We start from the raw sequence: 15,263 nt of genomic DNA, 5'->3' as shown, positions 1-15,263 counted from the left end.
TCCAACGTAATCGGTTCACCATTTACGATCATCAATCCGATAAAGAGAACACCCTCAAACGGCGCCCCCTCTTCTTGCATCCCTTTAAGAGTTGGACGGACGACTCGATCTTTTACTTTTTCATAAATTACATCATCCACGAGCGGTGTCGGCGCATAGGCACCCATCCCACCTGTGTTTGGACCCTCATCATTGTCTAAAAGACGTTTGTGATCTTGCGCCGCAGGGAGGAGGATAAAATCTTTTCCATCACACAATGCAAACATGGAGAGCTCATACCCGTCCAAAAACTCCTCGACAACAACTCGTTTTCCCGCATCGCCGAACGATTTTCCGCTGAGCATCTCAGAGACGGCTACTTTTGCCTCTTCGTGACTCATAGCGATAATGACACCTTTACCCGCACACAAACCGTCTGCTTTGACAACGATCGGAGCGGAAAGTGATTCGATAAATTTAAACGCATCACCGATATGATCGGTCTCGATATAACGAGCGGTCGGAATATTGTATTTAGCCAAAAAGTTTTTCATATAAACTTTTGACCCCTCAAGCTGAGCTGCGGCTTTGGAGGGGCCGAAAATTACCAACCCTTTGGCTTTGAACACATCAACTACACCCTCACTCAAAGGGCCTTCCGGTCCTACGATGGTCAAATCGATACTGTTATCCACCGCAAATTGTGCCAACTCTTCGTAATCTTTAATCTCAACATTGGTGCCTAACATCCCTGTTGCACCGTTACCGGGAGCGAAAAAAAGTTCGCTTACTTCAGGGTCTTGTTTTAATACCCGCCCGATTGAAAATTCGCGTCCGCCGCTTCCGATTACCATTACTCGCATAGATCACCTTGAAAAAAAATAATTATCTTATTTGAAACCCGCAAACGTTTCTCAAATAAGGTAAAAGCCCGGGCGGACGTTTCGCAGTAGCTTTGGTTCTTCAAAGCTGTAATTGCGCCACATCGAGCGTCTCTTCCGGCGGCAATCTCTCATGCGTTAGCACTCAAACAAGACCACCGACACACCGAAACATCTACAGATGTGACTAGTTGTATATGTAGAACCCTCATATTGCGGTTACTCGCTACGCCCAGAATTAATAATTATAACCCTAAAATCTTAAAAGGGTGATGAATTTTATCCCCTAGAGGCAATTTGACGTGCCAAATCAACAGCAGCTTCAACACTCGTGGTAGAACTAAGGTAAGAAGCTACGTCACAAGGAAGAGCATTTTGAGTTGTTGTACCGATCACAACGACATCTTGTGTCGGGAATATCGGGTACTTTTGAAGAAAACAACGGATACTCGATGGGGAAGTAAAAATCAAAATCCCCTCATCTGAAATCGGATAATTGATGGCTTCGTCATTGCATACACTCTCGTACACAACCGCTTCATCGATCTCAAACCCTCTTTCACGTGCACTCTCAACCCACTCAGACGCTATCACTTTGGGTCGAAGATAGAGCCATTTTCCGTTTCGTTTCTTTTCGCTCAAAAGATTCACAATGCTCTCTCCGTACCCCTCTGCAACCTCAATGTCCATCGCTCCCGATGAACGAGCACTTTTCGCGGTCGATTCGGAGACACAAATACATCTCAGTTTTTTCCAATCAAGCGAGTAGTTTTTAAGCGATAAAACGCCCTGTTTTGATGTAAAAATCACCCCTTCGTAGTCAGTAAAATCGATAGTAGGAGTCAAAAAATGAATAGTGAGGATAGGGATATGAATAACTCCCTCATAGGGAGTTTTGGAGATGAGATAGATGGGGCGCAAACGCGAGAGCCTTATTCCCACTCAATCGTTGCTGGCGGTTTTGAACTGATATCGTACACAACGCGGTTGATTCCGTCTACTTCGTTGATGATACGGCGGCTGATACGCTCTAACAACGTATGAGGAAGATGAGCAAACGTTGCCGTCATCCCATCCACTGCTTCGACGACACGGACACACACGGTGTTGTCATACGTACGGTTATCGCCCATAACACCGACCGATTTAACGTTCAGTAAAACTGCAAACGCTTGCCATGTTTTGGTGTAATAGCCGCTTACTTTGAGTTCATCGAGCAAAATAGCATCGGCTTCGCGCAGAAGATCGAGATCGGCTTTGTTCACTTCACCCATGATACGGATACCCAAACCCGGTCCAGGGAACGGATGGCGGTTTACCAATGAATCAGGAAGCCCGAGTTCAAGTCCGAGTTTACGCACTTCGTCTTTGAACAAATCACGTAGCGGTTCAATCAACTCGAAATCCATCCAATCAGGAAGTCCTCCGACGTTATGATGGCTTTTGATCGTCACCGAAGGGCCGTTTACTGAAACAGACTCGATAACGTCGGGGTACAATGTCCCCTGCGCCAAGAATTTGATCCCATCATGTTTTTTGGCTTCTTGCTCAAACACTTCGATAAAGGTGTGTCCGATGATTTTACGTTTCGTCTCTGGATCCGTTACACCCGCGAGCTTTCCGAGGAAAGATTCCGATGCATCGGCAACGACGAGAGGTACTTTGAGGTGTACTTTAAAAATATTTTCAACCGAATCACGCTCTCCTTTACGGAGTAAACCGTTATCAACAAAAACCGGAATCAATTGATCCCCGATTGCTTCGTACAACAATGCCGCAACAACCGATGAATCAACTCCGCCGCTGAGGGCACAGAGAACTTTGCCATCTCCCACTTGGGCACGGATTTTGGTGATTTGTTCTTTGAGGAAATGCCCCATATCCCATTTATCCGTAATACCGCAAATTTTACGGGCGAAGTTACGGAGCATCAAATACCCCTCTTCGGAGTGATTCACCTCAGGGTGATACTGCATCGCGTAGACCATTTTTTCTTCATTGGCGATGGCCGCATACGGAGAGTTCGGTGAGTACGCGATAGGGACGAAACCTTCCGGCAATACATCAACTTTATCCGAATGGCTCATCCATACCGCGCGCTCATCTTCACACCCCTCAAAAAGTACCGAGTGTTGTGTCATATCGATAGTGAGTTCCGCTTTACCGTATTCGTGGTGATCGCTTCGGATAACACTTCCGCCGAAATCGACTGCGATGCGTTGCATACCGTAACAAATACCAAGTACCGGGATACCGAGTGCATAAACCCCTTGATCAACGGTATATGCGTCTTTATTATATACCGATGAAGGTCCACCGCTGAGGATGATCCCTTTAGGATTTTTAGCTTTGATAGCATCAATTTTAGTGTGATACGGAAGTACCTCACAATAAACTTTATCTTCGCGCAAACGGCGTGCGATCAACTGAGTGTATTGTGAACCGAAATCAAGGACGATAATATTAACATCTTTCAAAGGAGAGCCTTTAAGTGGAGATAATCGGGAGGGTAAACGTTGAGTACCCTTTGCGTTAATGAAAGGGTACCCTAATGTAGATTAATAGAAGCCTAAAACACTAAATTGAACATACCATACGATGAGTGATACGATGTATCCGACCAATACCGTCCACCCAAATTTCATATGAGAAGAGAAGGTGTAAATACCGTGCATTTTCCCCATAACACCGACCCCTGCCGCGCTTCCGAAACTGATCAATGACCCACCGATACCTGCCGTCATCGTCACCAACATCCACTGAGCATGATCGATAGAAGGGTTCGCTTTTAAAACCGCTGACATAACAGGAACATTATCGACAATAGCAGAGAGGAATCCTACTCCGATATTAACCATCGTAGGATCGAACATTTCATACAACTTCGCTGCATAAACCAAATATCCGACGAAATGCAACGCGCCAACTGCCGCTAAAATTCCAAAAAAGAAAAGGAGTGTATTGTTTTCTATTTTACTCATCGACTCAAAAATACTCACTTCAATATTATGTTTTTTCTTTAAAAAATACATATATAGCTGTAAGATTGAAAGTCCAAATAACATTCCCCACATTGGCGGTAAATGGATAACTTGTTTTCCGATAACCGCAAAAGCGATAGTGAATGCACCAAAAGCGATAATAACTTTACCGCCTTTTAAAATTTCAATTTTTTCAGCCTCTTCAGGATTACCCTCTTTGTTTGGATCGAGATTAGGAACATATCGGCTCAGAAGATAAGCGGTAACAATCCATCCTAAAAATGAGGCTGGAAAGAGATAGAGGAAATCACTAAATGCCCCTTTCTCCGCCGCCCAAACCATCAGGGTTGTAATATCCCCAAAAGGGCTCCATGCCCCCCCCGCATTTGCCGCAACAACAACATTGATCGCACTTGGAACTAAAAACGCTTTATTTTTAGAGTCAATCGCGAGTAAGACGGTGGAAAGAATCAATGCAGTCGTAAGATTGTCAGCAACCGGTGAGATAAAAAAGGAGAGCGTTCCTGTAATCCAAAATAATTCCCGATAACTATATCCCTTTGCAATGAGTTTTGCGCGTAAGGCGCTAAAAACACCTCGTTCACTTAACGCCTCTATGTAAGTCATCGCCACAAACAAGAAAAAGAAGATTTCGGCAATTTCCAAAATCAAATGATCAATCGCTTCTTCAAACGGTGTTAAATTAATGCCATTGACAACATAATAGAACCCTATCATCACAAACATCAACGTTCCCATAAACAGAGCTGGTTTCGCCTTATCAAGATGGTATTTTTCTTCCATCGCAATAAAATAATATCCTATGATAAAAATAACAAGAAGCAACCAACCGAAGGGAGATGCAATAAGATTGAGTGCAACGTGTTCTTCTACTTGATTTGTCATTATTTCACTTCTTTATGTTCAACATAATGCACCCCGATCGATTCGGGACGTTTTTGCGCTGCTTCAACGATACTTCGAGCTGTTAAGAGACGCAAACGTAATAATCTCCCTACGTTCTCCGAGAGCATTTTATCTATCGCTTCCAATGCTGTACTCAGCCCATGTGGAGTCCGTTTGATAGAGACATTCTCCCACATGATCGCTCTAAGCTCATCTTTTTTCTCTTTGTCCCCGTCTAATTCTAACGGTTCTGTACCTAACATGAAATCCTCACCGCACCCGTGCGATGGGTGTGCCAAAATCGACTCTGCCGCCCTTTTGGCAAACACGAGCCCCTCTAACAACGAGTTACTTGCTAACCGATTCGCTCCATGAACTCCGGTCGATGCCGCTTCCCCTACCGCATAAAGTCCCTTTATCCCAGGAACACTTCCATCGAGGTTTGTTTTGATCCCCCCAACGGCATAGTGAAATGCGGGAGAGATCGGAACCCGATCTTTGGGGAGATGAAATCCTAGATCGTTAAGTGATTTATAGATATTCGGGAACCGCTCTCTAAAATACTCACTCTCAAAATCTTCACATGAGAGATAGACCTGTTTACCGCTTCGCTGTTTATAATCAAAGATAGCACGACTCACGATGTCACGCGGAGCCAATTCACCGCGCGGATCGTACTCGAATAAAAAGCGGTATCCGTTTTCATCAACCACATGCGCCCCCTCCCCTCGAAGCGCTTCAGAGAGGAGCTGTTTACGCGCCCAGTTATTGGCGACAAAAACGGTAGGGTGAAACTGCATCATTTCCATCGATTCAAGTGCAATCCCTTTTTCAATACAAATCCCCTGAATCTCCCCGCTGATGGTAAAAGCGTTCGTATGGTACTCATAAAGTGATCCCACACCACCGCTGGCGATAACGACGTTATCGGCTAAAATAGTTCTCCGTTTTCCCCGTGTAATGGCTTCTACGCCGCAACATCGCCCCTCTTCGATCAACAAATCGACGACGGTCGTATCGCTCATCATCGGATGGGGGTTTTGATTGAGCAAAAAGAAGTGCAGATGCCGTCCCGTCGCATCTCCGCCCGCATGGAGTATTCGGCTTCGCGAATGGGCAGCTTCTTTGGTGTAGAGGAGATTTCCCTCTTCATCTTTGTCAAATTTAAACCCATGATGGATTAAATCACGAATAACCCCTTGTGAGTTTTCACTCATCAATCTCACAGCATCACTGTTGCACATCCCTGCACCCGCATCGAGGGTATCTTGGACATGTAGAGCAATATCCTCATCGTTATAGGCGGTTGTCACACCGCCTTGTGCATAATAGGTATTGCACTCCCACGGGTTTGATTTATTGATGATGAGCACTTTTAAATGCTTTGGCAAGGCACTCGCGGTATAAAGCCCCGCTACCCCTGAACCGATGATTACAACATCATAACGCAACGCCAGAATCCTTTGCCGCTGCCGGTTTCTCATAATAAGGAGGTGCTTTATAGCCACAGCCGCTCACAAACAGTATAATGAAGACCATAACACTCAATGCAAATAGTTTCGACATCTTATCCCCCCTTTTTCTTTAATGACGGATGTTATAATAGCTACCATAAATTATTCATTAAGAGCTCACCGATGATTGAAAAAATTCGCTCCCTTCCCCAACAAGCGGGAATCTATCAATACCTAGATAGCGCAGGGAGAATCCTCTACATCGGCAAAGCAAAAAACCTCTCCAAGAGGGTCAAAAGCTATTTTAACCTGACGCCCACCCTCTCCCCCAAACCGACATTGTCGTTACGCATTCAAAAAATGCTCTCGGAGACGGTAGCCTTGCATTACATTATTGTGGAAAACGAACACGACGCTCTGATCTTGGAAAATTCTCTCATCAAACAGCTCAAACCCAAATACAATATTCTCCTGCGCGATGATAAAACATACCCCTATCTCTATGTCGATATGGAAGAGTCCTATCCACGATTCGAGCTCACCCGTAAAATCATCAAAGGAAAAGGGATCCGCTATTTCGGTCCCTTTTCAGTCGGAGCGCGCGATATTCTCGATTCACTCTACGAACTGCTGAAATTGGTTCAAAAAAAGAGCTGTCTTAAAGCGAAAAAAAACTGCCTCTTTTACCAAATGGAACAATGCCTCGCCCCCTGTGAGTTTCCGGTACCGCGGGAGAGTTATCTGCCGATGGTAATGCAGGGAATCGAGTGGATACAAAATAAACGCCGTCTCATTAAACAACTCGAAGGCAAAATGGAGTTTTATTCCGAATCGCTCCGATTTGAAGAGGCAATGACGCTGCGAGATCGTATCGAGAGGATTTCCAAAAGCGAAATCACTTCACAAATCGATCTTGCCTCTACTGAAAATTATGATCTTTTTGCGATTGTGACCAACGAAACACGCGGCTGTATACTCCGTCTCTTTATTCGAGAGGGGAAAGTCGCTTCTTCAACCCATGACTTTATTCCAATCACTCCCTATTTTTCTCTAGATGAAGCGTATGAGAGGATATTAATGGGATTTTACGGCAATGATAAACCCCCTGTCATCGCCCCTATTTTAACCGCACATCCATTCGAATCGAGCGAATGGGTCAGTGAGCATTTAAGTCTCCTCTTCGGGAAAAAAGCGATTCTAGAGGTACCTCAGAGGGGAGGGAAAAAAGAGCTTATTGAATTAGCCATTACCAATGCCCATGAGCTTCTACGAACACCACAGCCGACCAATGAGATTCTATTAGCTCAACTTCAAGAGCTCTTTACCCTTAGTACGCTCCCTCGACGGATCGAAGTATTTGACAACTCCCATCACGGAGGAAGTGCCACCGTAGGTGCCATGATTACATACGATAACGGACATTTTGACAAAAAAGGGTACCGTACCTATCATCTTCAAAGCCGGGATGAATACGGTCAAATGTCGGAAATGCTCCGCCGACGGATAGAGGGATTTGAGTCCAACCCTCCTCCTGATCTTTGGGTACTGGATGGAGGATCGACACTCCGCTCTTTGGCGTTAGATCTCCTAACTTCTCATGGAATTCATCTCGATGTGATTGCCATTAGTAAAGAGAAAATTGACGGTGCATCACACCGGGCAAAAGGGTCTGCACGTGATATTCTCCACACTGAGGATACGACCTTGCGATTGGAAAGTAGTGATAAACGGCTCCAGTTTGTACAGATGCTCCGTGACGAAGCTCACCGAAGTGCGATAACGTTTCACAAAAAAACAAAACTCAAAATCGATCAGGAATCCAAATTATTAACCATTAGCGGGATTAGTATGGCAAAAATACATAAACTTATCGACTATTTTGAAACATTTGAAGCCATAACAAAAAGTGATTTTCAGACACTTTGTGAGCTTATCGGTAAAAAAGATGCTGAAAACATACAAAATCATTACAGAGAAACAACGTCTAAGTAATCTTTTATGGAGTTTATGCCATATTCCACAGATTATGTTTTCAGCAGTTTTTTAGCTAAGGGGTCTCATGATGGAAAAACCTACTCCGGTGGATGAAGAATATATATTTGATGGACGCGCTATTGTTAGCGAAACAGACTTAAAAGGTGTTATTACCTTTGCCAACCGAAAGTTTTGTGAAATTTCAGGATATACCGTTGATGATTTGATAGGGGAACCACATAATATTATACGTCATCCCGATATGCCAAAAGCGGCATTTGCCCAAATGTGGCAAACAGTTCAAGCAGGAACACTCTGGCACGGTTTGGTCAAAAATCTCCGCAAAGACGGACGTTATTACTGGGTTGATACCGAAGTAACACCGACATATGATGAAAACGGCAAAGCCAAAGGGTATATGGCTGCACGCAAACCGGCATCACGCAAAAATATTGATGAGACTGCTGAGCTGTATCGAAAAATGATTGAGCAAGAACAATAAGGGGGGATGCGTGTTATTTTATAACCACAAACAAGAATTTATTGGGATCGATGAAGAGGGACTAAAACTCTTAAACTATGCAACTCTTGAAGATCTACTAAGCGTCTGCAATGACGTTGCTGATCTTTTTGCGAAAGAGCCAGGATATATTCACAACTTTAAAAGTTTCGGGTGGATCGATTTTTTACTCCATGCTGATTCAGATGCACGATCAGCCATCGTCCATGGTAACGGTCGTACCTTTTCGTGTACCCTTCAAATCAACAGCCTTTTTCTGAGCGCAGAGCCTTCTCAAAATGGGTATATCATTGATATGCTCCATATCCAATCCATCAGCGGAGATGAGCTCAAACCTCACCCGATTTTACCGAAAGCTAAACTTGATATCAAACCTCAAAGTTTTGAAACTCCGGCACCGATAGAAACTTCACCATCTATCTTACCAAATTACGATCATATAACCCCTATGACCCTCAGCGAACCGGGCATCCTTGACATCCCTTCATACAACGAACCCGATAGCACCGATGATAATTTAGATGATTTGTATGCCAAACTCTCACTCCCGCTTAGTGATGAAGAGCTAGAAAAAAGTTCCCTTACGCCTGAACCTTCTGCCTCCATTGAACCTCAGCCTGAACCAAAAATTGAGCCTAAAATCGATCTTCCTATGCTGGGAGATGTAAAATACAGCCATGCAGAAAAAGAATTTATCAATACTCTTAAAGTTGATAAATCGTACCGTTTTGATCCAAATGTTGCGGCTAAAGAGCTCGGTTTACCGGTTGATTTAATTCAAGAGTTTATCGGGGACTTTATCCAGCAAGCTTATGAGTTTAAAGCGGAACTGTTTGAAGCGGTACTAAAAGGCGATATCAATAATCTGAAAATATTGTCACATAAACTCAAAGGGGTAGCGGCAAACCTCCGAATTGAAGATGCTTTTGAAACACTGAGCATCATCAATACCTCCGCTGATCCGATTGAAATCGAAGCGAATCTCAAATATTTTTATAGTATCATAGAAAAATTAGAGGGTAAAGAGCCATCATTTGATATAGGCTTTAAAGAGAGTGTTTATGAAGATACTCCCCCTTCAACAAGCCATTCTCTTCCTTCAACTAGTGATGATGATATTTATTCTTTTACCTTGAAAGATAACGAACCACTAAATGTCGATGAAGATGATCTTTATTCAGCTATAAACCTTGATGAAGAACTTCATATCGAGCAAAGCAAAAAGAGTAGTGTTGAAGAAAACTTTGTGTCTATAGCGGAAAGCGTTTCCCCTGAACCGATCCGACCTCTTCATTATGACAAAGCGTTTATTGCCGGTCAGCTTGGTATAGAACATAACTTTTTCGATGAGTTGATTGACGAGTACAAACACGACGCGCTCCGTGCCGGAAAAGAGATCACTGCCTCAATCGGTGCTTTTGACACCCACGCTTGGAAAAGAATAGCCAGCCATCTCAAAGGGATTAGTGACAATCTACGCCTTAGCGAGATATCTGATGAATTGGCTATTTTATCCCTAACCAATGATGCCCAAGAGGCGAATAAAGCCTCCAAAAGACTCAACGGTTTTCTTGAACAGCTATAATAACTAAGAAAGTATAGGAGATCCCATGCAACTAGGACTTAGAAATCGTCTTCGCCTTATCAGTCTCTTACCGATTCTGATACTTTTCACCCTCGCGAGTTACTACGTTTATAATGCGTATGTAAGCTACAAAGGTGCACAACAGCTTCAAGTTAGACTTGAGGGAAACAAACAGCTAAATGACCTGATTAATAACCTTTCACGTGAACGCGGTATGACGGTTATGTATATGGGAAATGCTTCCCCTGCAACTCTTAAATCACTCAATGCGCAGCGTACCATTGTAGATGAAAAAATCGGTGCGTATCAAAAACATCTCTCAACGCTTGATAAAATGAGTGCTCCTGAAGCAAAAAAAGCAGGTTCACTCTCAAAACTCATCAATGACTTGCAAAAACAAATCCTCCTCTCTCGACCTCTTGTCGATAATAAAAGTGCTAACTTTAATCATGTTTTCACTGATATTTACGGTAAATCGGAAGAGCATCTTATCAATGAACTTGCAGACCTTGCCTCATTCCAATTCGATGAAGAGGTAAATTCTCTCTCTTACGCTTATCTCTCATTAGTTCGTGCAAACGAATTTAGCAGTATTGAGCGGGATTACATCACCTATGTTCTCTCACGTGCGACTCCCCTTTCCGAGGAAGAGCTCAACAAATGGGTTTCACTCATTGCAAAAGCCGATACCTTCAATATTGAGGGGTTGAATAATAAAGCAATTCAAGCTCAACTGCAAACCACACTTTACAGCGAAGATAACAGTGAGCTTTTCCTTGATATTACAACGGAGCGAACTGGAATATTGTTACAAAGCACCACCGGTGCATATGAGACACAGTCAGGTATCTGGTTTGCTATGATTTCTGAGAAAGTCGATGCGATCAATGAGGCTGAAAAAGTATTGATCAATGCTATGGATGAACGAGCATTAGTGGTACAAAACCAAGCAGTTCAAGTCCTAATTATTGCAATTACCGTTTGGATTCTAGGGGTATTAGTTGCAATTTTGGGTTACTTCTTCTCTGCAGAAATCACAACCAACATCAGAAATCTTGAATCGGTGTTACGACGCGTTGCTGAAGATACCCATGACACTGAAGCAGAAGTTCTAAGCCATACCATCAACCTCGATACTACTGAAGGTACAGCCCAAGCGTATGCTCTTTTAGAGCGTATTATTGAGCAAACCCTTAATGACAAGCAATACGCGATGGAAGCTTCTGAAGCCAAATCGATGTTTTTGGCAAATATGTCGCATGAAATCCGTACACCGCTTAACGGTATCGTTGGATTTACAGAACTTCTCAAAGATACCGAGCTCCATGATGAGCAGCGTGAATTTATTGATATCATTGAAAAAAGCTCTGAAAATCTTCTTGAAATTATTAACAATATTCTCGACCTCTCTAAAATTGAAAGTAACAAACTCGAAATTGAAGAAATTGTCTTTAATCCTATTGATGAGTTTGAAAGTGCCGTCGAAGTGTATGGCGTACGGGCTTCCGAAAAACATATTGACCTTGCCTGTTTTGTTGATCCAAGTCTTGAACGTCCGCTCAAAGGTGATCCGACTAAAATTAAAGAAGTTGTTATCAACCTCCTTAGCAATGCAGTTAAATTTACCAACAGCGGTGGGGCTATCAGTGTCGATATTCGCCGAGTAGAGTGTGAAATACTCAACCGAACCAAAGTTCGTTTCCAAGTCAAAGATAACGGTATCGGTGTCACCAGTGAACAACGATCTCGTATATTCGAAGCCTTTTCTCAAGCTGACACATCCATTACCCGCAAATATGGCGGTACCGGTTTGGGACTTACAATTTCAAGTCGTTTCGTTGAACTTATGGGGTCAAAACTCGATCTAGAAAGCGAACCGGGTAGTGGTACAACTTTCTTCTTCACCCTAGAATTTGAAGAAATTGAAACCCTCAATGAACCGCTTAAAGGATCATTTTCCAATATTAATGCCGTTATTTTGGAAAACCATTCGAAGAAAAAACTCCAAAATACTTACCTCAAAGAGTATTTGGATTATTTCGGTGTCAGCTATACAACTTTCCACGAACTCGATGAACTTAAAATGTTGGAACGTCAGGTCAATTATGACTTACTCTTTATTGATAATGACTACACTAGTGATAATGATTTGATTGGATATACCTCTTCTCAAGAGCAGCTTGTTCTTATCACTAAATCATTTTATATGAAAAAAATCGATTCTATGGGGATCGATATTTTCAAAGTCTTATACGAACCGCTCAACAGTTCTAAAATTCGTACAACCCTTGATGCGTATGATGCGGAAGCATTCAGCAATCGTAAAGTCAAAGTATCCCGACGTAAAAAATTCGATGAGAAGAACTCCCGCTTTGCAGCAACTGCTCTTGTCGCGGAAGATAATATCATCAATCAAAAACTCATACGTCGTACACTTGAAGATCTTGGTCTTGAGATCACTCTTGCTAGTAACGGTCTTGAAGCATTCGAAAAACGTAAAAACGGTAGTTTTGACATTATCTTCATGGATATTCAAATGCCGGTACTGGATGGGATTGAAGCAACCCAGGAAATTTTAGATTTTGAAGAAGACTACGGTCAATCACACATACCAATCATTGCTCTAACCGCCAATGCACTCAAGGGAGACCGAGAACGATTTATGGCGGCGGGGATGGATGAATACACCACCAAACCATTGGTACGTAGTGAGATCATCTCATTGCTCAATAATTTCCTATCCCATAAAATTATTGAAATCAATCCTATTCCAAAATCAGCCCATGAGGTTATCACTTCACCTGAAGATACGGTTTCCGAGATAGAAACATCTGATTTTTCACCGCTTGTCACTGATGAGTTAGCGTCAGTAGCTACAGCTAAAGAAGCGAGTGTGCCTGAATTATTAGTTGAAGAGGTAGTAGAAGATGCGATACTCCCAGAACCTGCTATAGAAGAGCGTTCATCTGCCTATGATGCAGATATCTTACTTGCAAAGCAAAATACACTAGAATTAAAACTCTTTTCTCGTATTCTTGATGATTTAGGATACACCTATAAAACGGCAACAAGCGCAGAGGAACTCATTGAAGAGCTACGTGAACACAACTATAAACTTGCACTTTTCGATAAAAAAATAAGTTCGTTGAACCTCAAGGATCTCTATGATATAATCCGCGCTAGTGATAGTGAAACATCGCTGGTTATGCTCATCGATCCAAGTGCCCCTGAAGAGGCAAATGATGCAACGTATGTACATGAAATTATCAAAAATATCATCAACAAAGACCTATTGCGTCTTGTTTTTGAAAAATTTATCTAAACGAATGGGGAAATTCTAAATGGATGGGAAAAAACTAAAAGTTCTGGCGGTTGATGATGATATGATCAACCTCAAGCTACTCAAAACCATGTTAATGAAGACCCCAAATGTTTCTGCGGTCGTAGAGGCAAAAAACGGTGCAGACGCCATCGGTATTCTGAAATCTCAGAACGATATTGATATTATCTTACTCGATATTATTATGCCGGTCATGGGTGGTATCGAGATGCTAAAAGTAATCCGTGCCGATGACTCATTGCGTCAACTTCCTGTTATCGTACTCACTACAGATGAGACAAAAAAAGGTGAAGCATTAGAGTGCGGAGCTAACGGATTTTTAATGAAACCTGTCCGCGAAAAAGATGTCCTCGCTAAAATTGCACAACTCGCTCTTTAAAATATACTCTTTTCTCGCCTAGGGCGAGAATTCAACTTACATTTTCTGCATTGTCCGTCTAAAATACCGAATCTCTTCACTTAGGTTAAGATCAGGGCTACTCGTCACAACAACATCCATTAAAATACTTCCGTTTGATTCCGGCGTTTGTATATTGCGAATATAATCAACACACTGTCCATCATTAGCAATATTAATATTTCCAAATCCAACATAACGCAATGTAATGTTAATATCAAATATCGGATTGGTCGCACTCGGGTATTGTGCATCAATACGGTTAATACAGTTTTGTAAAGCATTATGATTATGCCCTGATACAGCCAGAAGAGCATACTCTGTTGCACTACGGGTTAATCCCAATGCTTGCTCATGTAAATATAGATTTTCGGTTTTTTTCGTTGTAGTAGCCGTTAGCTGCATTATAACCGCCATAATTACCGCAATGATAACAATAAAAAATATCGCCATAATCATCGCCATACCGCGACGTTTTAAAATACGGTTTTTTCTTTGCATATTGAAAATGCTCCTGTCCCGTTATTATCTTGAAATAATTTTGCGTCCTGAATACATACTTGGACTTTCATCGCATCACCCGCTGAGCGAAATCGGAAGGTATCAACATTTTCCATCAACACTTCCGATGTACCATTGGCATACGATTGTCCGTTCCATGGACGGTAATCGTAGTGGAGAGTCAATGTTCTGGCAGCTTTGTCATATACCAATGCGTATGCAGTCCATGAGAGTTTATAAAATTCATATATATTCTGACCTGAGAAAGTGGATACAGTAGTACTCAAAATATTGTCATTTCCAGCAGTAACATTTACTCTGTGTACCGTTGTTGTCTGATTAGCTATTAAATTACCATCCCATCCGAAACCGCTCTGGACATTAAAATTACTATCTTGAACAAAGAAAACTCCTGCTCCAACACCATTAAACCCGCTCGGAGAAAGGGCTTGCCATACATTGAGAATACGACTTGCATTGGTTTCAGACGTATTTAATATAGCTGTATTTCCATTAGCTTTAGTTGCTTTAACATCTATAAATCCACTCCATAACGGCAAAGTACTATTGCCATCTCCACGCCATCCGTCTATATCATACCCTACCCATTCTAATACTGTAACATTGGCTGTATTCACAAGTGCTTGGTTTACACTTGCAGGTGAATTATACACACCAGGTGCATTATCAAGTCGAACGATTTCTGAACCGGGGATACGATACTGTAACCGATTGGCGATTTGTT

Annotated in this window: 13 protein-coding genes; 5 read left to right on the top strand and 8 right to left on the bottom strand. The window is 42.4% G+C overall.

Annotated features, from left to right (window positions below):
* The 6 genes from purD to JZU62_RS00155 all read right to left on the bottom strand — a co-directional run.
* The coding region (purD, locus tag JZU62_RS00180) for a phosphoribosylamine--glycine ligase (protein WP_295010752.1) at nucleotides 1-842 on the bottom strand (842 nt) is incomplete at its 3' end.
* A gap of 297 nt (nucleotides 843-1,139) precedes the next feature.
* A complete protein-coding gene (locus JZU62_RS00175) occupies nucleotides 1,140-1,781 on the bottom strand; it encodes a uroporphyrinogen-III synthase (RefSeq protein WP_295010750.1) in 642 nt (213 codons plus the stop codon).
* 11 nt (nucleotides 1,782-1,792) lie between these two features.
* A complete protein-coding gene (gene guaA, locus JZU62_RS00170; RefSeq protein ID WP_295010748.1) occupies nucleotides 1,793-3,337 on the bottom strand; it encodes a glutamine-hydrolyzing GMP synthase in 1,545 nt (514 codons plus the stop codon).
* Nucleotides 3,338-3,418: 81 nt separating this feature from the next.
* Nucleotides 3,419-4,747 (bottom strand): sodium:proton antiporter NhaD, encoded by a 1,329-nt coding sequence (gene nhaD / locus JZU62_RS00165; protein ID WP_295010746.1) that lies wholly within the window; start codon nucleotides 4,745-4,747, stop codon nucleotides 3,419-3,421.
* Nucleotides 4,747-6,198, bottom strand: a complete 1,452-nt coding sequence (gene nadB / locus JZU62_RS00160) for an L-aspartate oxidase (protein WP_295010744.1) — start codon at nucleotides 6,196-6,198, stop codon at nucleotides 4,747-4,749. The genes nhaD and nadB overlap by 1 nt, the downstream gene beginning before the upstream one ends.
* Complete coding sequence (locus JZU62_RS00155; RefSeq protein ID WP_295010741.1) at nucleotides 6,188-6,313, bottom strand: hypothetical protein; 126 nt, start codon at nucleotides 6,311-6,313, stop codon at nucleotides 6,188-6,190. The genes nadB and JZU62_RS00155 overlap by 11 nt, the downstream gene beginning before the upstream one ends.
* Before the next feature lie 71 nt (nucleotides 6,314-6,384).
* Between JZU62_RS00155 and uvrC the strand changes: the two genes are divergently transcribed.
* The 5 genes from uvrC to JZU62_RS00130 all read left to right on the top strand — a co-directional run bounded on the left by uvrC (nucleotide 6,385) and on the right by JZU62_RS00130 (nucleotide 13,999).
* Nucleotides 6,385-8,193, top strand: coding sequence for an excinuclease ABC subunit UvrC (gene uvrC, locus JZU62_RS00150; RefSeq protein WP_295010739.1), 1,809 nt, complete (start codon nucleotides 6,385-6,387; stop codon nucleotides 8,191-8,193).
* 70 nt (nucleotides 8,194-8,263) lie between these two features.
* A complete protein-coding gene (locus JZU62_RS00145) occupies nucleotides 8,264-8,677 on the top strand; it encodes a PAS domain-containing protein (RefSeq protein WP_295010754.1) in 414 nt (137 codons plus the stop codon).
* Between the two features lie 10 nt (nucleotides 8,678-8,687).
* Nucleotides 8,688-10,280, top strand: coding sequence for a hypothetical protein (locus tag JZU62_RS00140; RefSeq protein WP_295010737.1), 1,593 nt, complete (start codon nucleotides 8,688-8,690; stop codon nucleotides 10,278-10,280).
* 25 nt (nucleotides 10,281-10,305) lie between these two features.
* Nucleotides 10,306-13,602, top strand: coding sequence for an ATP-binding protein (locus tag JZU62_RS00135; protein WP_295010735.1), 3,297 nt, complete (start codon nucleotides 10,306-10,308; stop codon nucleotides 13,600-13,602).
* 19 nt (nucleotides 13,603-13,621) lie between these two features.
* Nucleotides 13,622-13,999, top strand: a complete 378-nt coding sequence (locus JZU62_RS00130; RefSeq protein WP_295010733.1) for a response regulator — start codon at nucleotides 13,622-13,624, stop codon at nucleotides 13,997-13,999.
* A 36-nt stretch (nucleotides 14,000-14,035) separates the two neighbouring features.
* Here the strand turns inward: JZU62_RS00130 and JZU62_RS00125 are convergent, their stop codons facing one another.
* Nucleotides 14,036-14,518: a type II secretion system protein gene (locus JZU62_RS00125; protein ID WP_295010731.1), complete on the bottom strand. Its 483-nt coding sequence runs from the start codon at nucleotides 14,516-14,518 to the stop codon at nucleotides 14,036-14,038.
* Nucleotides 14,494-15,263 (bottom strand): protein containing prepilin-type N- cleavage/methylation domain protein (locus JZU62_RS00120; RefSeq protein ID WP_295010729.1); only part of this gene is annotated, 770 nt, incomplete at its 5' end. The genes JZU62_RS00120 and JZU62_RS00125, both read right to left, overlap by 25 nt.

Source organism: Sulfuricurvum sp., assembly GCF_019163035.1.
Classification (GTDB): Bacteria; Campylobacterota; Campylobacteria; order Campylobacterales; family Sulfurimonadaceae; genus Sulfuricurvum.
This window is presented reverse-complemented; position numbering and strand designations above follow the sequence as displayed.